Origin of the sequence: uncultured Chryseobacterium sp. (assembly GCF_936933875.1) — a bacterium.
In the GTDB taxonomy this organism is placed as follows: Bacteria; Bacteroidota; Bacteroidia; order Flavobacteriales; family Weeksellaceae; genus CAKZIK01.
Map to the genome: position 1 here is coordinate 25,305 of NZ_CAKZIK010000069.1, position 20,964 is coordinate 46,268.

The 20,964-nt window shown below is 33.3% G+C and carries 14 protein-coding genes and 1 tRNA gene; 6 read left to right on the forward strand and 9 right to left on the reverse strand.

Annotation, left to right across the window (positions count from 1 at the left end; all coding sequences use genetic code 11):
* Positions 1 to 34 precede the first annotated feature (34 nt).
* Entirely contained in the window at positions 35 to 1,051 is a 1,017-nt protein-coding gene (gene fbp / locus Q0252_RS09620; protein WP_297985693.1) for a class 1 fructose-bisphosphatase, read from the reverse strand.
* Positions 1,052 to 1,256: 205 nt separating this feature from the next.
* Between fbp and Q0252_RS09625 the strand changes: the two genes are divergently transcribed.
* The 4 genes from Q0252_RS09625 (at position 1,257) to Q0252_RS09640 (ending at position 6,056) form a co-directional block, all read left to right on the forward strand.
* On the forward strand, positions 1,257 to 2,498 hold the full coding sequence (locus Q0252_RS09625) for an aspartate kinase (protein ID WP_297985694.1): 1,242 nt from the start codon (positions 1,257 to 1,259) through the stop codon (positions 2,496 to 2,498).
* A gap of 12 nt (positions 2,499 to 2,510) precedes the next feature.
* The gene (locus Q0252_RS09630) at positions 2,511 to 4,343 is read left to right on the forward strand and encodes a lysophospholipid acyltransferase family protein (RefSeq protein ID WP_297985695.1); all 1,833 of its coding nucleotides are present in this window, start codon (positions 2,511 to 2,513) and stop codon (positions 4,341 to 4,343) included.
* A 134-nt stretch (positions 4,344 to 4,477) separates the two neighbouring features.
* A tRNA-Phe gene (locus tag Q0252_RS09635) sits at positions 4,478 to 4,550 on the forward strand.
* Between the two features lie 249 nt (positions 4,551 to 4,799).
* Positions 4,800 to 6,056: a site-specific integrase gene (locus Q0252_RS09640; RefSeq protein WP_297985698.1), complete on the forward strand. Its 1,257-nt coding sequence runs from the start codon at positions 4,800 to 4,802 to the stop codon at positions 6,054 to 6,056.
* Between the two features lie 119 nt (positions 6,057 to 6,175).
* Here Q0252_RS09640 and Q0252_RS09645 read toward each other — a convergent pair whose 3' ends face one another.
* The 6 genes from Q0252_RS09645 to Q0252_RS09670 all read right to left on the reverse strand — a co-directional run bounded on the left by Q0252_RS09645 (position 6,176) and on the right by Q0252_RS09670 (position 15,664).
* Positions 6,176 to 6,922 carry a metallophosphoesterase gene (locus tag Q0252_RS09645; protein WP_297985701.1) on the reverse strand — a complete coding sequence of 249 codons (747 nt, stop codon included), beginning with the start codon at positions 6,920 to 6,922 and terminating at the stop codon, positions 6,176 to 6,178.
* 441 nt (positions 6,923 to 7,363) lie between these two features.
* Positions 7,364 to 8,029, reverse strand: coding sequence for an endonuclease/exonuclease/phosphatase family protein (locus Q0252_RS09650; protein ID WP_297985704.1), 666 nt, complete (start codon positions 8,027 to 8,029; stop codon positions 7,364 to 7,366).
* A gap of 25 nt (positions 8,030 to 8,054) precedes the next feature.
* Entirely contained in the window at positions 8,055 to 9,800 is a 1,746-nt protein-coding gene (locus Q0252_RS09655; protein ID WP_297985706.1) for a DUF262 domain-containing protein, read from the reverse strand.
* Positions 9,801 to 9,807: 7 nt separating this feature from the next.
* On the reverse strand, positions 9,808 to 11,589 hold the full coding sequence (locus Q0252_RS09660) for a DUF6119 family protein (RefSeq protein WP_297985707.1): 1,782 nt from the start codon (positions 11,587 to 11,589) through the stop codon (positions 9,808 to 9,810).
* 211 nt (positions 11,590 to 11,800) lie between these two features.
* A complete protein-coding gene (locus Q0252_RS09665) occupies positions 11,801 to 14,671 on the reverse strand; it encodes a type I restriction endonuclease subunit R (protein WP_367174836.1) in 2,871 nt (956 codons plus the stop codon).
* Positions 14,672 to 14,740: 69 nt separating this feature from the next.
* Positions 14,741 to 15,664, reverse strand: coding sequence for a site-specific integrase (locus Q0252_RS09670; protein WP_297985709.1), 924 nt, complete (start codon positions 15,662 to 15,664; stop codon positions 14,741 to 14,743).
* Between the two features lie 171 nt (positions 15,665 to 15,835).
* On the opposite strand from Q0252_RS09670, the gene Q0252_RS09675 reads away from it, so the two are divergent.
* Both Q0252_RS09675 and Q0252_RS09680 read left to right on the forward strand, forming a co-directional pair.
* Entirely contained in the window at positions 15,836 to 16,948 is a 1,113-nt protein-coding gene (locus tag Q0252_RS09675; protein ID WP_367174837.1) for a restriction endonuclease subunit S, read from the forward strand.
* A 77-nt stretch (positions 16,949 to 17,025) separates the two neighbouring features.
* On the forward strand, positions 17,026 to 17,919 hold the full coding sequence (locus tag Q0252_RS09680) for a DNA-binding protein (RefSeq protein ID WP_048499203.1): 894 nt from the start codon (positions 17,026 to 17,028) through the stop codon (positions 17,917 to 17,919).
* Here Q0252_RS09680 and Q0252_RS09685 read toward each other — a convergent pair.
* Together Q0252_RS09685 and Q0252_RS09690 are read right to left on the reverse strand one after the other, a co-directional pair.
* Positions 17,912 to 19,174, reverse strand: a complete 1,263-nt coding sequence (locus Q0252_RS09685; RefSeq protein ID WP_297985714.1) for a restriction endonuclease subunit S — start codon at positions 19,172 to 19,174, stop codon at positions 17,912 to 17,914. The genes Q0252_RS09680 and Q0252_RS09685 overlap by 8 nt on opposite strands.
* A 40-nt stretch (positions 19,175 to 19,214) precedes the next feature.
* Positions 19,215 to 20,783: a type I restriction-modification system subunit M gene (locus Q0252_RS09690; protein ID WP_048499205.1), complete on the reverse strand. Its 1,569-nt coding sequence runs from the start codon at positions 20,781 to 20,783 to the stop codon at positions 19,215 to 19,217.
* Positions 20,784 to 20,964 lie beyond the last annotated feature (181 nt).

The following is a 20,964-nucleotide window of genomic DNA, read 5'->3' on the forward strand; positions in this document are numbered from 1 at the left end:
AAAATGCTCTGACAAAAATAAGGATTGTAAATTTTTATTTTTCTACTGCATCACTCATAAATTCTTCCGCTTTTTCCACCATAGCGATGCTTCCGCAGAAGAATGGGACACGTTGGTGAAGCTCTTTTGGTTCAATTTCCATAATTCTTGTAAATCCGTCGGTACATTTTCCACCGGCCTGTTCTGCAAGAAATGCCATCGGATTACATTCATAAAGCAAACGAAGCTTACCGTTCGGAGATTGTGATGTTGACGGATAGATATAAATTCCACCTTTAATCATGTTTCGGTGAAAATCAGACACTAAACTTCCGATATAACGCGAAGTATAAGGTCTGTCGCCTTCTTCACGCTGACAATATTTGATATAATCTTTTACACCCTGCGGAAATTTAATGTAGTTCCCTTCGTTAATGGAATAAATTTTCCCGCTTTTCGGGAACTGCATATTTTTATGGGAAAGATAGTATGTTCCCAAACTTGGGTCGAGTGTAAAACCGTTCACGCCGTTTCCGGTGGTGTAAACAATCATGGTAGAAGAACCATAAACTACATAACCTGCAGCTGCTTGATTAACACCTTTTTGTAAAAAGTCTTCCAAAGCAACCGGACTTCCCGGTTCCGTAACACGTCTGTAAATCGAGAAAATAGTTCCGACAGAAACATTGACATCTATATTGGAAGAACCATCCAAAGGATCTATCAACACAACATATTTGCTAAGATGTGCGTTGGATCCGCATTTAATTTCCACAAAATCGTCGCTTTCTTCCGAGGCAATTCCGCAAACCACTTCACGCTGAGAAAGGGCTTCAATAAAAATTTCGTTTGCCAAAACATCTAGCTTCTGTTGTTCTTCTCCCTGGATGTTTTCATTTCCCGCTTTTCCGATGATATTAGCAATTCCGGCTTTGTTTACTTCCCGGTTTACCACTTTTGAGGCCAGTCTTATCGCACTTAAAAGTCTTGAAAGTTCACCGGTGGAATACTGGAAATCATCCTGTTTATCAATGATGAATTCTCCTAAAGTCTGGAAATTTTGCTCTGCCATAGTTTCTTTTTATTGATTTTCTCAAAGTTCGTAAAATTCGGGGAGATACGTAAATTTTCTTTTGAATTAATGATGTAAATCATACAAAAAAAGGGTATTCAAATCTGGTTTTTTCATATCTCATTCTAAATTAATATTTTTGAAGATTCATTTCGTTTGAAATGAATTTTGTATATAAATAACTGATTGATTTTTAGATAGCTGAATGAAGGTTTTTAAATTTGGTGGAGCATCTGTAAAAGATGCAGAAAGCGTAAAAAATGTAGCGTTGGTTTTGGAAACTCAGGGTTTCGAAAAATGCCTTTTGGTGGTTTCTGCAATGGGAAAAACCACGAATGCGCTGGAAAAAGTGGTGGAAAGTTATTTTAAAAAGGAAAATTATCAGGATGAAATCAAAACAATAGAACATAATCACAAAGAAATCGCAGAAGGTTTATTTGAAAAAAATCATCCCGTTTTTGCTGAAATTGCTTTGTTTTTTGATGATATTGAATCTTTTTTAAGAAGAAATAAATCCCCGAATTACAGTTTCGTTTACGACCAGGTTGTGAGTTGCGGAGAAATGATTTCCTCAAAAATTTTAAGCGAATACCTGAATTCAACTGAATTTCCCAACCAATGGTTGGATGCAAGAGATTATATTAAAACGGATGATACGTACCGCGAAGGTATTGTGAACTGGGAAAAAACTGAAAATACAGTTTCCACTTTAAATAAGGACATTTGTTATGTTACCCAAGGTTTTATTGGTTCCGACGATAATAATTTCACAGTAACTTTAGGAAGGGAAGGATCAGATTATTCTGCAGCAATTTTTGCGTACTGCCTTAACGCTGAAGCAATGACGATTTGGAAAGATGTTCCGGGTGTGATGACAGGCGACCCGAGAAAGTTCGAAAATGTGTCGTTGCTTTCAAATATTTCCTATGAAGAAGCGATTGAAATGGCGTATTACGGAGCTTCCGTCATTCACCCAAAAACGTTGCAGCCACTGAAACAGAAGGAAATTCCTTTCTTCGTGAAATCTTTTGTAGAACCAAAAAAGTCGGGAACGAAAGTAAGTTCAAAAAATCAGGAAACACAGTTTGAGGAAAGTTATATCCTGAAAGAAAATCAAAATTTGCTTAGAATTTCAACGCGTGATTTCTCGTTTATTGCCGAGGAACATTTAAGTTTGATTTTTTCGCTTTTGGCAAAAAATAAAATCAAGATTTCTTTGATGCAGAACTCTGCAATTTCCCTCGCTTTGTGTCTTGAAGATAAATATGGCAAGATTGACGAACTGAATTCGGAACTGCAGAAAACCTTCAACACCGAAGTCGTAAAAGACGTTTCGTTGTTTACGGTTCGAAATGCCAATTTAACGGAACTTTCTAAGTTTTATGAAGGGAAGAAAATCCTTCTCGAGCAGATTTCCAAAAATACCATTCAAATGGTGACTAATTAAAACTAAAAAACCATGAGTCTCATTACGAAACAGGATTTAATAAAAGCTTCAGGTCTGGGTAAACTCGGATTTCTGAAAAATCCTGCTGCGTCTGCAATTATGAGCGTCACCAAAATTAACGAGGTGAACGAATTGTACGACAAACTGAAAGATAAAGAAGGAAAAGATTTTTTCGACTCTTTTGTGCGCGAAAGAGATTTAAAATATATTGTTTTTGAGGAAGATTTAGTAAAAATCCCTAAAACTGGGCCTTTTATATTGGTTTCCAATCATCCACTTGGCGCAATTGACGGTATTTTGATGACGAAAATTTTATCTGAAATTCGGCCCGATTTCAAAATTATGGGCAACTTTCTTTTGGAGAAGATTAAACCGATGCAGCCTTATGTAATTCCTGTAAACCCTTTTGAAAAAAGGAAAGATGCATACAGCAGTTCCGGTGGAATGCGCGAAACTTTGCGCCATCTTCAGGAAGGTGGTTGCGTTGGAATTTTTCCGGCTGGCGAAGTTTCTAATAAAAATAACAGCTACAACGAAATACGCGATAAAGACTGGGAAAAACCTGCGCTAAAGCTTATCAAAATGTCTAAAGTTCCGGTGGTTCCTATGTATTTTCATGCTAAAAACAGTTCGTTTTTTTATCAGGCTGCAAAGCTTCACCCCGATTTGCAAACTTTGATGCTTCCTGCGGAAATGATGCACAAAAGAGAAAAACCAATTCGGGTTCGTTTTGGTAAACCGGTTTCAGTAAAGGTGATGGAAGAGTATGAAAAGCCGGAAGAGCTTGGTGATTTTCTGCAGAATAAAATCTACATGCTGAAATCGTATTACGAAAAACGAAAATCTTTAAGTGAGCGCCTTAATCTTCCAAATCTAAAGCTTAATTTCCCTATTTTAAAAGAAGAAAACGTTGTTCAGAATATTATTGATGAAACTCCGGCACAGGATTTAATTAATGAAGTTGAAGCACTGTACAAAAAAGATAAAATGCTTTTCCGAAACGGAAATTATGATGTATTCTTCACCACTTACGAAGAAATTCCGTCGATAATGAGGGAAATCGGAAGACAGCGCGAATTGACGTTCCGTGCAGTTGGGGAGGGCAGCAACTTGCCTTTTGATTTGGATGAATATGATCAGCATTACCATCATTTATTTTTGTGGGACAATAAGGCTCAAAAGCTAGCGGGAGCTTACAGAATGGCTTTAGGTAGAGAAGTGATGAAAAAACATGGGATTGGTGGCTTTTACACAAGTTCTTTGTTTGAGTTTGATCAGGAACTGCAGCCGTTTTTCCGCAAGGTCATAGAAATGGGACGTGCTTATATTTCTGGGGAGTATCAGCAAAAACCGCTTCCTCTTTTCCTTTTGTGGAGGGGAATTGTGCACGTTTGTCTTAGAAATCCGGACCATAAATTTTTGATGGGTGGAGTTAGCATCAGCAATAAATTTTCAGAATTTTCCAAATCTTTGATGATTGAGTTTATGCGTTCTAATTATTATGATTCTGCAGTTGCGCAATATATTCATCCCAAAAATGAATTTAAAGTAAGGCTTCGAAACAGAGATAAGAACCTGTTTTTCGACGAAATGGAATCCGATTTGAATAAACTCGATAAAATAATCGACGATTTGGAACCAGAGATGCGCCTTCCGGTATTGATTAAAAAATACATCAAGCAGAACGCAAAAGTTATTTCCTTCAATGTTGACCCGAGTTTTAATGACGCTATCGACGGATTAATGTATATTCGCATAAGCGATTTGCCGGAAAGCACCATAAAACCTGTTTTGGAAGAAATGAGCGAACAGCTTCGCAAAGAGCAGGAAGAAAGCGAAAATTAAAGACCTTTATTGAAAAATAATGCTGTGATAATCAGCAGATTTTAATATTTTTTCAAAAAAATTTAGTTCTAAACTTGCGAGATATGCCGAAAGTTTATACTTTTGCCCCACTTCTTACAAGAAGATGGAACAATGGTTTCTTAGCTCAGTTGGTAGAGCAATGGATTGAAAATCCATGTGTCCCTGGTTCGATTCCTGGAGAAACCACGAGAAACAACAACAATTTGTTACAAAAGCCCTTAAATCCTAGTATTTAAGGGCTTTTTTGTTTTTTGAGAATTTCAAAATAAATCAAATATTCTCAAAAATTAGGTGACCTTTTCGGTGACCTGCCATTTTTAGAACTTTATAGGTAACCGAATTCTTTGTGAAAGCCTATCAATAAAGGTGTAGAGCAATTGAACATCTTGTGTGATAGGTCACTAAAAGGTAATTTTAACCCATAAAGTCATCACTATGAATGCAAAAGTTTCGGTATTATTTTATGCCAGAAAGTCAAAAGCGAAATCTAGTTCCAAAATCCCGATTTATATGCGGATTACTGTAGATGGACAACGTGCAGAGTTTTCAACAGGAAAAAGTGTTGAGATTAGCAAATGGAGTCCTGCACAAAGCCGTTTAAAGGGCAATTCCGAAGAATCAAGACTCATCAATAAACATTTCGATGTTCTGCAGGCGAAAGTCCTTGAAATTGAAAACAGACTTGTCTTTTTAGGCGAACCTTTCGATGCTTCGGATATCAAAAATCTATTATCTGGTAATAAAGTTGCCGAAAGAACTCTGATTCCTATTTTTGAGGAACACAATTCCAAAATGGAAAAACTTGTTGGGAAAGAGTATGCGATTGCGACGCTCAAAAATTTCAGAACTTGTTTATCACATTTGAAAGAGTTTTTGTGGACATTTCACAAAAAAACAGACATCAACATTCAGAAATTGGAACCGTCTTTTCTCAATGATTTTGATTTCTTTCTACGAACAAAAGCGAATATCAACAATAATTCTGCGGTGAAGCACACCAAAAACTTGAGTAAGATTTTAAAAATTTGTTATCATAACAATTGGATAGAAAAGGATTTGGTTATTTTCTACAAAGGGAGATTTAATGAAGTGAACGTGAATTTCCTCACTGATGAAGAACTTTCATCAATTCGCGAGAAAGAATTTTCGGGAAAAGGTTTGGAACTCGTTCGTGATATGTTTGTTTTCAGTTGCTATACAGGTTTGGCTTACATTGATATTTTAAATCTTACAAAAGATCAACTTTCCAAAGGAATTGATGGAAATCTTTGGATTATCACGAACCGACAGAAAACTGGAAGCGCATCAAATATTCCTTTGCTTCCCGTCGCTGAAGAAATTATCAAGAAATACGAAAATCATCCTGTTTCTTCCAATTCGGGAAAATTACTTCCAGTTTATACCAATCAAAAAGTAAATGAATATCTGAAAACGATTGCCGAGAATTGTGGTATCAATAAGAAACTTACTTTTCACTGTGCAAGACACACTTTTGCCACGACTGTAACTTTAGGAAATAATGTTTCTATGGAAAGTGTAAGTAAAATGCTTGGACACAAAAGCATTAAGACTACACAACATTATGCAAAAATATTGGATTCTAAAGTGAGCCAAGATATGGGGAATTTGAAACTTGTTTTACGGAAAAAGCAGAATGTTGAGGACGCAAATGACAAGAAACTCGGTTCATAGCCGAGTTTTTTTCAGGTTCAGCAAGCTTTAATGAAGTTGAAGTTATGTTCACTTCGAAGGTGCAATAATTTCAATAGATAATCGAAAGATCTCCGATTATCTATTGAAGAATTTACAGATTATGTTTCAATTATCAGTTCTCTATCGTAACCATTGTCGGGATCATCAATATATCCATGCGGATTGCAAATTATTTCTGTTTTACCAATGGAGTAACGACAAGGAGTATGAATGTGCCCATGAATCCAAAAACTAGGTTGATGTTTTGTTATGAAATCATCAAGATTTGAAGCATAGGCTGCTGTTAATGGATCATTCTTAAAATTATCGGGAACTGAAGGCAAACTTGGCGCATGATGCCTCACCACAATATTTTTCTTTTTTGTTGAATTTTCTAAACTTTCATTCAGCCAATGTTTTGAAAACTGATGAATCTTAAACGTATCCACAGTTCTCATTTTTGAATATGAAGGATCTCTTTTGATCATTTTGTAATCGTTCATTTTCGGTTGACAATACATTCCTGCTTCTACTGAATTTCCAAAAAGTGCAAAATCCGTCCATAAAGTACAGCCGTGAAATCTAATGTCTTCAATATCTAAAAAGGAATCCTCCAAAACATGAATATTTGTATTTTCTGCAGCAGACTTAATTTTATTTAGGGTTTTAGGATATGAACCTTTATAGTACTCATGGTTTCCAAGAATATAAATTACAGGAATATTTTTGATTTTACTCTTAATCCACTCAATTCCTTTTGTTCCAAGGTTAATATCTCCTGCAAAAATCACCAAATCAGCATTATCAAAATACAATTCTGAAATACCGAATTCTTGATGCAGATCGCTGATAATTTGAATTTTCATTGGTGGAGATTATGTGATAAAGTTAAGGATTTGGGTTCTTGAAAAAACGAATTTAATAGTAATCATTCTAGAAAATCAAACCCAAAAGGTTAAATAAATAGATTATTTTAAATGTTCTGTTCAATAAAAAGTAGTGTTCAGTGATATTGAACAGAACAATTCATTGAACATATTTCTTAAATATTATTTTTTTGCGAAAATTATTTTTAGATGCATGATTTGTAAATCTTCCATACTGCCTATTATTACTTAGCTCATTAGCTTTTATAAATTCAAATTTGTCACAAATTTTGTAAATATTTGTGACAAAATAAGTATAAACGAGTTGCAATCTTTTATTGTTTGAAAACTCTAGATTGCATTATTCTGATCTTAAACACAATCAACATGGGTTTCGCAGAAGTACATTGTTTTAGTAATCTCATTGAAAATGTTATCAATCTAAATAATTTCTCCAAGAATTAAGTTATGATCTGATATCCGATTTTCAATCGGTATTTCATTTATTCTAACAGTCTTATGCCTCAATAAATCTCTGCTCAAAACAATATGAAGTGCGGAATTAGCAATGTCTTGAGTAATAATTTTAAGATTTTCAGCTTCACAAAAATCTGTAAAATCATTCTGAACATCTTTACTAGGGTATGGATAACCAGAAAATGAAATATTCAAATCACCTGCAAAGCAAAGATTTCCATTCTGAGCAATTCTTTGTAAATCTAATTTTTGCATTTTCAAATCTTCAGTAAAGTATTTATTTCTTCCACCTGTAAAACCAATTATGCTTCCATAAAGAATTAAATTACCAATTTCAGTGTTAGTTTCTACACATACACTAGAAAACCCATCATAAGTATCAATACTTTTTGAGAATTGAGTTTTACTATAAATTGTGGACTTATTTTCTCCTGATTGAAAATCTATTCCATTATAATGGGAAGAGAGTTCGGTTGTTGAGATTTTATGATATTCAGGGAAGTCGATGCACGTATTTGTTTCTGTTAGAAAAATTAAATCCGCATTGAAATCGGAAATGATTTCAGTGATTTCATGGATTCGTTTTTCATTAATTTTTGGACGCTTAATATTCCAAGTAAGAATTTTCATTTCAGAAGTTCAGAATATTTCTTGATTACAATTTCCCAAAAGCATCTTCTACAACGCTTGCAATCCTCTTTCTTCTTTCAGCTAGAAACTCTCTATATTCCATTTCCTGCCAATTATCAGGTAATGCATGCCAGTATTTCATTCTTTCCAAATCAGACGCAACAAATCGTTCTTCATAAAATGGAAGATAAATTTTCGGCTCTTTATCACTGATTGCAATATTATCACTCCATTCTACCAAAGCAAAATTTGCAATTTGATTATAGTCTCGTTGTTCCGTAATTCCGTTTCGCATTAGCCAAGCTTTTGGAAACAAATGGTGTCTTTCCAATGCAGATTTGTTTGCTCTTAGACCCGCTTGAAGTAACTCATTTACTTTCAATTTGGAAAACAATCCGTAAGCATCATGAATATTTAGTGAAGCATAATACGCAAATAAAGAAGGAGAACGGAAAGATGATGTTGCTAAATCCATCGGTAAAGTAACTTCCCAAAAATCTTTGGTGAGTTGTGAATCAATGATTTCATTGATGGTTTGCAAAAATTCTTCTGCAGTATTTACAGAACGAAGTTTTGCCAAATCCATTTCCATTGCGGTTTCGGGTGAACCTGTGTAACGACCGGTAATGGAACACATGAAAAACCATCTTGCAATCAATTTTTTCAGCAAATACAAATCTACTTTGTAATCAATTCTTCCAATAAGGAAAAAAACATAGGAATAAAGAATGTTGTTGTTGGAACTTATAAAACTTTCATTGCTGTAACCTGCTTGTTTAATGGCTTTTAAAAATTCATGCCAGTTCGTAATATCTAAGGCTTGAGCTTGAGAAACTTTCAACCTCTCAAACTGTTGATCTCTTCTTTCCTCGCTAAACAAACCTGTTTCCAAGTCTTTTCCTCTTAAAATACTGTAAATGTATTGGAGTCTTGCTCTTCTAAAAGCCAAACCAACTGCAGCACGAAGCATCTGATCAGGTTTCGGAACGATGATATAATTGAATGGAGTTGCTTTCGTAGTGGACGGCATTCTTGCCTCTCTACAAAATTCTTCTAAATTGGTTCTTCCTTCATCCCAAAACACACTCATCAAAGTCAAAATAAAGTCCGCCTGATTTAGTGTTTTTCCTTGGGAATTGATTCTGACAAAAACATCTGCAACTTGTTCTTCATCTATTTCTTGTGACAGTTCCAGAACTGAAAACGGATAGGTCTCTAAATTTTTTAGATTGTTGAAATTCCGCCTAACAGTTTTTACTTCATCAGGCGAAAGTTCTCGTGATTTGCGTAAATTTTCAATATAATCATCAGTGATTTCAAAAATATCCGCATCTGCTTTCCAAACTTCCGAAATGTTTTGAAAATATCGTGGATCTCTGCGTATTGCCGCATCAGGAACTTCAAATTTTTCCTCAAACGGATTGAAAGCGATAACAATTTTTGTCTTGGTATAATTCTCACGAATAACTTCCTGACCTTTGATAACCGCATAAAGTGAAGTCAATCTTTGTTGTCCATCAACGATAAGCAATTGCGCTGCTCTTTGCTTTTTTTCGGTTCCAATACTTTTAATACCATTGATATTTGCATTTTCCCAAAATAACAAATATCCAACTGGATAACCTTTATACAAACTGTCAAAAAGTTGTCGCACTTTCGTATCGGGCCAAACGAATGGTCTTTGAATATCGGGAAGACCAATCGTTCCCATATCAATATTGTTGATTAATCCTTGAAGATTGTATTTTACGTCTTTGAAAAGTGTTGCCATAAACTTTTTAAACTTTTGAAATTTGAGCAATTTGAAATTCTGCACCCAAAGCATTCATGCTTCTTGCTAGTTCAATAAATGTAAATTTTGCGATGTTAGATTCGAAATCCTCAATATTATTAAATAAATCTCTTTCTGTTTTAGCGGAATCAAGTACAGCTAAAACAAAAACAAGTTTTTTATCTTTAACTAAATCAATAAATTGCACTTTAGATAACTTGCTAAATTGATTCTTAACCTTTTTTGAGTAAGCTGATTTGCCCTTACTATCTTTTGCAGAATCATATAAAGACTCCATATATTCCAATTTGGATTTAAAGTCTTCAAATACTTTTTTACTTGCTATAAAGACTTGATTGCAAAGATCTCTCATTGAATTGTCAAATCCCTTTTTTACATGGTAAAAATAAATAGTATCACCTTCTATGTGTAAAAGGTCACAAGCTTCAATATTTTCTGGAGTGAATTTATCAAACACAAAAGAATTATTTTTTGAAAAGTAGGTCTGATTATAATCATTTTCATTTCCCGTACTCCATTTTAGCAGTTCTGGACCATTATACTTTTTATTTTCAAGAAAATATTTAGTTTGCTCATTAATTTTACCAATAAAAGATTGCTTTATTACATACCATTCTTTCTCCATTAAGAAATATGTATTGTTTTCGTATTTTATTTCAGTACAAAAGTGATTGATTAATCTTTCTCCGGTAAGTTCTATATCATTTTCATCAACGGTTTTTAAATAAGCTGAATTTATCAATTTACGAAAATCATCCAAATTATTGCAATCCCTGGCATTATCTTTTAAAACTGAGAAAATTTCTTGAATATTTCGAAAACAGCCTTCATGATCAATTTTATAAGTTTTCTTTTCGAAATCAAAAGTTATTACACTTTTAGATGCTTGAAAATATCTTTCAAAATCTTTATGACTTATTTCAACACTAAAAAAAGAATTATCATCAAAATAATTACTACAAATGTTTTTCAAAACTTCTTCGCGTAAATTATCGATCAAAACAGATTCTCTTCGTGAAACTTTATCAATACTATTTATTTCTACAGTTCTTTCCCGTGATAACAGGTTTTCACATTTAACAACCAGTTTTTCCAACTCATCGAATGAAAGCGCCTTTTTTATCGAAAAGAAGTTTTTTGCAATACAAATGCTATCACCTTTTAAATCTTCTTTCTTAAATCCGAAACTTGTACTTAGCATTTTTTTTGAAAGTTGAGCATTAAGTTCGTTATATACTTTCCCAAAACTTTCATTTTCATAAAGATTATGATCATTTCTGAAAAATTTAATTGACCCTTGAATGCCACCTGTCAAATTCCTTTCTTTTGTAGACTTCAAGGTTTTATCATCTACTTTTACAATTCTAGCTAAGATTTCAATCCCAAAGTCTGTTGTGGCAATTTCTTGCATTGTGGTATTTGCATAACCACCAGTTGAAGCTAGGATTCTATTTGTATCGTTATTAAAGAAGAGAATAATAAAACTTTCAATCCAAGGCTTATTTTCTTTTAAAATTGTTTCTCCTTCGACAACAACTTTACTTATGAAATCCTTCCATTTGACTGAAGAACGGACTTTCTTGTGAAAGACTTTAATTTCATATTTAGTATCTAATGATTCTTTAACTTTTTGTTCAATGAAATCACGCTTTTTAAGAAATTTCTTTAGAAATTCGTAATTTACATCATGAAAAGTGATTTTTCCTTTCTCATAAATACGGACTTGATCTTTTAACAAATAGATATTTGTTTGTATCCTTTCTGACATAATTTATTAGTTTTATTAACAAGCGCTCTCTTAAAATACATATAAAATTTCTCCCTAGATTACATTGTTTTGGCATCTAAAGTTCTTTCAATATTCAAAACTGTGGGTTTTTTATTTGGATACTCAAGGTTCTCATAATGATGCTGGAATTTAAAACTTGAAGAATTTAACTGACAACTTTGAAGTTTGTTGCCATTTTTAATTTATTATTTTATCCTTCCACACCATCAATAAACACATTCACAAAATCCTGTACTTTTTGGATAATACGTTTTCCAATATTGTTTCGTTCGGTAATTTTTGGTTTTATTTCCAGTAATTTCAATGCTTCACTGATTTTTGGAGTTTTTGCGGTAAAGAGAAAATCGTTGATGGTGTCCTGAAATTTTTCTTTATTTAAAGATTCTTCTGCAGCAATACGCTCAAATGCTTCCACTTTTTCTTTGTTCCAGAAAGTTTCAAACTCATCATTTACGGATTCGCTATCGTTGATGTTTGGCAAGTTTTCATCAATGAATTTCTCAATCAGTTCTTTTTTGCTTCTTAATTGAACATCTCCTGAAATGATTTCTTTAATTTCTTTGATTTTCTGTGCTCGTTTTTCTTCATTTGATTCTTTAAGATTTGCCAATAAAGAGAGGATGTAACGCACATTGATTTCATCTCTGTGAATGAGTTCCAATTCAAAATCAATATCGTCTAAAATGCTTACCTTATCCTTTGTTGCGTTTGGTTTGATGGTTTGCCAAATATCAAGATACTTACTTTTATAACCGTCAAATTCAAATTCCGTCATTTCCAATTGGTCAAAACTGAAATCTGAAAATGATTTCAAAACATTCAGCAAACGCATCAACTCACGGAAAGCGGTTATAAATTCAAATTTTTCTTCTTCGGTTTGATATCGGTCAACCGATTCTATTTCGGGTGCGAGAAACTTTAATTTTTCTAATGCCATATTAAAGAGTTCGATATAATCTTCGATCGGCTGAATGATAATTTCCCTTATTGCTTCTTTAGTAGAGAAAAGCGTTACCGCATCGTCGGTTGCCGATTTTAGATTTCTAAAACAAACAATATTTCCCTGCGATTTTTTCTCATTCAAAATTCTGTTCGTTCTAGAAAATGCTTGAATTAAACCGTGATATTTCAGGTTTTTATCTACAAAAAGGGTGTTGAGTTGTGGACTGTCGAAACCAGTAAGAAACATATTCACCACCAAAATCAAATCCAGTTCTCGACTTCTGACTCTTTTTGCAACATCATTATAATAATTGTAGAAACTTTGTCCATCTTTCGTGGTGAAATTCGTTCCGAACATCTCATTGTAATGTCCGATATATCTTTCCAAAACATCTCGGCTGTGCGTGGAAATATACTCCGGTCTTGCTTCAGCAACCATTCTCATTTCGTCAACTTCCTCCATAATTCCGTCGGCTTCTTGTGAATCTTCATTGGTTGTATAACTGAAAATCGTTGCAATCTTCAGATTATGTTTTCCCTCTAATTTTTTAAAATTAAAAAGGTCATAATATTTTTTCAAAACATCAATGCTGCTTACACAAAACATCGCATTAAATGTTTTATCGCCTGTTTTTCGGTTGTATTCAGAAATAATGTAGTCCGAAATTTTATCTAATCGTTGTGGACTTTCCAAAAGTTCTTGGGTATCAATTCCTTCAACTTCGGTATCGATGTAGGTGTTGCTTCCTTCTTTTTCTTTGTACCGACCGACATATTCCACTGAAAATTTCAAAACATTTTCATCACGAATCGCATCTGTAATCACATATTTATGAAGACAATCATCAAAAAGTCGATTTGTTGTTGCAGGTTTTCCATCAATTTTTCCTGTGGCGTTCACTTCGGAAATAGGTGTCCCTGTGAAGCCAATCATTTGTGCTTTTTCGAAATATTTTTTGATGTTCTGATGTGTTTCGCCAAACTGACTTCGGTGACATTCATCAAAAATGAAAACAACTTTTTTGTCTTTCAGATGCTCTATTTTTCTGCCGTGTTTTTCTTTGGTAACTGCGGTATTGAGTTTTTGCAAAGTGGTAACAATCAGTTTGGTATTATCTGAAAGTTGCTTTACCAAATGTCTCGTATTTTCGGTTGCATCAACACTTCCTTTTTCAAAAGCATCAAATTCTTTTTGGGTTTGATAATCCAAATCTTTTCTATCGACCACAAAAACCACTTTCTCAACTTTTGGAATTTCCCTTAAAATCTGACTCGCTTTAAAAGAAGTAAGTGTTTTTCCTGAACCTGTTGTATGCCAAATAAATCCGTTTTTATCAGTATTTCGAACTCGTTCCACAATTTTTTCAACTGCATAATATTGATACGGACGAAGAACCATCAAAATTTTATAGGTTTGATTGAGTACAATGTATTTCGTAATCATCTTTGCGATGTGGCAAGGTTCTAAAAATTCTGGCGCAAATTTATCGAGTGCTTGAATGGTATTATTCTCTTCATCCGACCAATAAAAGGTTTGCTTGTAAGATTGCTTTGCGTTATTGGAATAATACTTTGTATTTACACCATTACTAATGACGAAAATTTGAACATAATTAAACAAACCACTTCCTGAAGAAAATGAATGTTTGTGATAACGATTTACCTGATTAAAAGCCTCTTTCATCTCCAAACCACGGCGTTTCAACTCAATCTGAACCAAAGGCAAACCATTGATTAAAATAGTAACATCGTAACGGTTTTTGTATTCGCCGTGTTGCGAAATTTGATTGGTAACCTGAAATTGGTTTTGGCACCAATGTTCCTGATTAATGAACTCAATCCATTCGGAAGTTCCATCATCTTTCACAAAATGAAAACGGTCGCGAAGTATTTTTGCTTTTTCAAAGACGTTTCCTTTTGATAAGTGATTCAGAATTTTTTCAAATTCCTTTTCAGAAAAAGTTTTTTTATTGTGAATTTCGAGTTGGGATTTCAGATTTTTAAGTAAATCTTTTTCATCTTTTATAGTCACTTTTTTGTGACCTAACTCTTGGAGTTGTTCTACTAGTTTTTGTTCTAAAATATATTCGGGTTGGCTCGACATCGACTGAGTTTTCAAGAAAATCTTTGTCAGATTCAAAACCTGACAAAGATTTAAGGTTAATTACAAATTTAACAAATAAAATCCTTATTTCAGAGCTCTAAACATTTGATCAATCGCTTTTTTCTTCTGCTCCAAATTGGGATGCACATACAAATTCAAAGTTGTGGAAATATTGGAATGTCCCAATAAAACGCTCACCGTTTTATAATCGCATTTGCTTTCAATACAGCGTGTTGCAAAACTATGACGCAAGCCGTGAAATTTGATTTCAGGAATTTCCAATTGCCTCATCAAATTTTTATAATAACTGCGATAAGTTCGTGGCTCTGTTGGTTTTGAATCGTTGGTTAAAACGAAAAAAGATGGATTTACTATTTTCTTAAAAGGCTTCAACATTCGCAACAATTCTCTACTCATCGGAATTTCTCGGATGAAATTTTTAGTTTTAGGAGAATCCAAAAGCAATTCGGTTCTTCTTTCGCCATTTTCTATCACATAAATTCTTTGAATTGTTTTTCGGATGTAGATAATTCCGTTGTCAGTATCAATATCTTTCCAAGTCAGCGCACAGATTTCTCCAATCCGAATTCCCGAAGAAAGGCAAATGTAAATCCCAAGATTTCGAAAGGTAAAATGCTCCTGAATATAGTTCATCACTTTTTTCTGATGAGTCCTTGAAAGCACTTCAATTTGTTGATTTTCCCGAACTGTTGGATATTGGATTTGAAAGGGTGAAAACTGAATCCATTTGTTTTTTGCTCCGAATTTGAGAATCATTTTCAGCACTATCAAAATGTCTTTCACGGTTTTCTGACTTAATCCCTGCTCCAATTTTTGGAATACAAATTTTTGGACTTGTTCTTCCTCGATTTCAGAAGAATTTCCAAATTCTGGAAGTAAGTGATTTTCAATCAGCAATATATAAGCTGATAAAGTGCTTTTTTTGACATACAATTTTTTGTCGATTTTCCAAAGTTCGACGATTTGGGAGATGTTTTTTTTGTTCATAAGATTTTGAATTAAAGGTTTGAAATAGGAAAGTTAAAGACTTTAGAAAGTATCTCCTTCAAAACAAATTAATGGTGAAATTTCTCGCCAATTTCACACATTGAAGATAAAGTTTTCGACTCCCCAAATTTGAGATTTCCTGAATATCAAAATTCATGGGAGACATTAAAATTGAGGGATATTTCTGAAAAAGTAAATGAAAAAAACACAAATAATGATTTGGACTTAGTTTTTTCTAATTCTGCAGTTCAAGGCATTGTTTTACAAAATGATTATTTTGAAAAGAGTATTGCTAATAGAAATAATCTGCAAGGATATTACATCGTAAAACCTCAAGACTTTGTTTATAATCCAAGGATTTCAGCAAATGCTGAAGTCGGAGCAATGAACATAAATAACACATTCAAAACCGGACTTGTTTCCCCATTATATACGGTTTTCAGAATAAAATCTGCAAAAATAACCCCTCAATTTTTAGAAATTTATTTCAAGTCTAAGCATTGGCACAGTCATATGCGAGAAATTGCTAACTACGGTGCGAGAGATGATAGAATGAATATCAAAAACGATGATTTCTATAATATGGATTTGCAAGTTCCACAAAATGATGAACAAATTAAGATTATTTCATTTTTATCTAAAATAATTTTCAGGATAGAAACCCAAAAGAAAACGATTCAAAACTTGGAGTCGCTAATGAATGGCGTAAGAGCAAAAATTTTCAATGATAATGATTTGTTTTTGGGTAATAAGAAACTTCAAGAAATTGGGACTTTTTTTTCAGGAGGAACTCCATTAACCTCAAATAAAAACTATTATGAAGGAACAATTCCTTTTATTAAATCAGGCGAAATAAATTCTCAATCGACAGAACAATTTATATCCTTGGAAGGATTGAAGAACTCATCGGCAAAATTAGTAGAAAAAGGAGATGTTTTAATTGCACTTTATGGGGCTACAAGCGGAGAAGTAGGAGTTAGCAAAATTTCAGGTGCAATAAATCAAGCCATTTTATGTATTCGAACCGAATATAATCCTGTATTTATCGTAAATTACCTAAAATTCAAAAAAGAAGAAATATTAAAAACATTTCTTCAAGGTGGACAAGGAAATTTATCCGCTGATATTATAAAGTCAATTTCAATTCCAATACCCGAAGGAGAAAAGCAAAAACTTATCGTGCAGTTGTTCAGCAATCTCGAAAAGAAACTAGAAATCGAAACCCAAATCCTCGGAAAACTCAACTTGCAAAAGAAATTCTTCCTCCAAAATCTTTTCGTTTAGAATTTTATCGGCATGAATATATAAGTTATTTATATATTTGTATTGCTTTTGCCGATAACGGCAGATTTTGATTTAAAATGAAATATATTTCAGTAAGCGAATTTGCGAGAAAATATAATCTTTCTGAAAGAACGGTTCGAAATTATTGTGCTTTAGGAAAAATTAAAGGTGCTTTTATTACAGGAAAAACATGGAATATTCCAGAAGATTCACTTCCTCCTCAAAAAAACAAATCTAATAAAAAAGAGAAAAGTATTCTGCTCAACATTTTGAAAGAGCAGAAAGAAATGACACTAAAAGGTGGAATTTATCATCGCACGCAAATTGATTTAACTTACAACTCAAACCGAATTGAGGGAAGTAAATTAACACAAGACCAAACCCGCTACATTTTTGAAACCAATACCATCGGTGCGTCTGTAGATAGCATTAATGTTGATGATATTATAGAAACTTCAAACCATTTTCGTTGCATTGATTTCATTATTGATAAAGCAAGTTCTAAACTTTCAGAATCTCTTATTAAAGAATTACATTTTCTTCTAAAATCGGGAACTTCCGATAGTCGAAAGGATTGGTTTAATGTAGGTGAATACAAAAAACTTCCAAATGAAGTTGGCGGAAATGAAACTTGTGTTCCAAAAAATGTTTCTTCCGAAATGAAAAAACTTCTTTATGAATATCATATAATCAAACATAAAACTTTAGAAAACATCATTGATTTTCATTATCGGTTTGAAATGATTCACCCGTTCCAAGACGGAAACGGTCGTGTTGGAAGATTGATTATGTTTAAAGAATGTCTTGCGAACAATATTGTTCCTTTCATCATAACAGACGAACTCAAAATGTTCTATTATCGCGGTTTGCAAGAATGGCAAAATATTCAAGAATATTTGATGGACACTTGCTTATCTGCACAAGATCGTTATAAAGAAATTTTGAATTATTTTGAGATTCCTTTTAGATAAAAAGGTTTTGAAGGAAGTATTTTTTTTGTTGTTCGAGAAGCGCTAAAATTCTTTTTTCAGTTTCAAGCTTTTCTGAGAGACTTGCCAATATATTTGATATTTTTATTTGTTCAGATTCAGTAGGTAAGTTTATTTTTAATTTTAAGAATTCATTTTTGCTCATATTATATCTCGTACTTCCTTGTGCAAGCTTCACTATTGTGTTTCTAAAAACTTTACTTCTAAAAAGGAAACTAGCAAATTTTGGATTTAGGGCTGTATGTGAAAATGTTCGGAAACCAAAGCAAAAACTGTTCATATATGTATCGTCAACTTCCTGTAGCAAAACAGAAGACATTCCGATTTCATTTGCGGTTTCAGATGATACTGTAAAAAAAGCATCACCAAATTTTACCTTGCTCTGATTTTCATTTTCATCAATTTCTACAAATCCACATTCGTTAATATCAATTGTTCTCGAATCAAAAATTTGTTTGTATTGAATGTATCTTTTTCCAGAACCAAAATCTTCTTTGCTTTTACCTGTAAGTCCATTAAATGTTTCTCCTATTTCAGCTAATTTAAAAGTTTTCCATTTTTCATAACTCCCTTTCAATTTTAATTTTTCCTCCATAAAAAGGTTAACAAGTATTTCGATTTGGGAGTTTAACTGATTAATCGTTTTCATTGAACACTCAATTCTCGAATCTAACAAAAAAAGAAAATTGGCTATTTTATTCTGCTCTTCAATTGTAGTAATATGAATCGGTAAGGATTTATATTCTTCAGCATTTATTCCAGGTTGACCAGAGCGCATCGACATTGATAATACCCATTTTTCATACTCATAAGTCAATGTTTGTGAAAAAATAAAGTAAGGATTGTTATTTTTAATGTTAAATCGAATAAGAAAACCTGCGAAAAAAACATTGCCATCGTTTTTATTATACAAGTATGATTTTCCAACACTTGCTCCCGTTCTTGTAAAAAGAACATCTCCTTCATTTAACAAATATTTGGATTCTAAATTACCTTTTGGAGAGCATAAGGGATTTGGATTAAATAGCCGTGTACTTTCATCAATATCTGTAATTCTTATATATTTATTTTCTCCATCATAATTTGTTGCAGCTGCATTCATTCCATACATTATGTTATTAGAAACATCACCTAACTTGTTTGACTCCCAATTCTCTACAAACTCAGGAAAACGAAGTTTAGGGAAATAATTTGGGGAATTTGGGGATTTTTTTACACTTTTATCTTTATCGCTCATCTTGACTTTTTTGAAAAATTAATTCTAAAACTTGAGGATTTTAAAAAACCAACCCCAATTCTTTTAAATACACATTAATTTCAGCATCAAGTTCGCTGCGTTTCGCCTCCAATTCTTTCAGTTCGTTCATCACCGCATGAATATCAATTTCTTCCTCTTCCTCAAAAGTATCCACATATCTTGGAATGTTCAAATTGTAATCGTTTTCTGCAACCTCTTCCAAACTCGCTTTATGACTGAATTTTTCAATTTCTGTTCGGTTTTGATAAGTTTCAACTATTTTGTCTATATGCTTGTTGAGCAACACATTCTGATTCTTTTGCTTCTCAAATTCCTTGCTCGCATCGATGAACAAAATATCCTCATCTTGCTCGCGACATTTCTTAAACACCAAAATACAGGTCGGAATACTTGTTCCATAGAAAATATTGGCAGGCAAACCAATTACGGCATCCAAATAATTTTTCTCTTTAATCAAATTTTTGCGAATTGTTAATTCCGCTGCACCTCTGAACAAAACTCCATGAGGCATTACCACCGCCATTATTCCGTTCTCGTCCAAATGATAAATCATATGTTGGATAAATGCAAAATCCGCTTTGGAAGCAGGAGCCAATTTTCCGTATTGCGAAAACCTCTCGTCAAGCAACAAAAGTTCATTGGAACTCCATTTTGCGGAAAAAGGTGGATTTGCAACAATGGCGTCAAAAGTTTTGTCCATGTGTTGCGGTTTCTCCAAAGTGTCTTCTTGCTTGATATCGAAATTACTGTAACTTACTCCGTGCAGAATCATGTTCATTCGTGCAAGGTTATAAGTCGTTCTGTTCATTTCCTGACCGTAGAAATCGCTCACTTTTGCTTCTCTCGCGACACGCAAAAGCAAAGAGCCACTTCCGCAAGTCGGATCATAAACCGATTTCAATTGATTTCTTCTACTGGTCACAATTCTCGATAAGATGGTGGAAACTTGTTGCGGAGTGTAAAATTCACCCGCTTTTTTTCCTGCACCACTCGCAAATTGTGCAATCAAATATTCATAAGCATCACCCAAAACATCGGCATTGGAATCGGATAAATTGAAATCAATTTCATCCAAATGATATAATACTTTGGAGATTAGAGTATTTTTCTCGTCTTCTGTTTTTCCAAGTTTGGAAGAAGTCAAATCCAAATCCTCAAAAAGATGTTCAAAATCGTCTTCACTACTTGTTCCAAGTGTAGATTGTTCAATATTGGTGAGGATTTTTGAAAGTTCAGGCAAAATAAAATTGGATTCTCCTTCAACCCTGTTGTAACCTTTTTTCGCAACATTGCTGAAAAGTTCAGATGGTTTCAGAAAATAACCCAAATCTTCTACGATTTCCTCATAAATTGCTTCTACAATTTCTTTTCCTTCTTCGGAATTTTCATCTACATCATTATAATCGGTTTCTTCTCCTGAATCGTGTAGTATTTTATTTGCAGTAAAATGGATTTTCTCGGAAAGATATTTATAGAAAATAAAACCCAAAATATAATCCCGAAATTCATCGGCATCCATTTTTCCGCGTAAAGTATTGGCGATATTCCAAAGTTGCTGCTGCAACTGTCTTTTCTGTTCTTCAGACATATTTTATCCTTAATGTAAAACCTCAAAGATAACGAAAGTTGCTCGTCAAAGGAAAATTACCGAAAGAATGTTTTACAAAAAATTCTATTCTGCGCACATTCTATTCTAATCAAAATTAGAAATAGACTTCGTAAAGTTCTCACATAATGAGAAAAACAACAGTAGGTGAAACTTGCTTAAT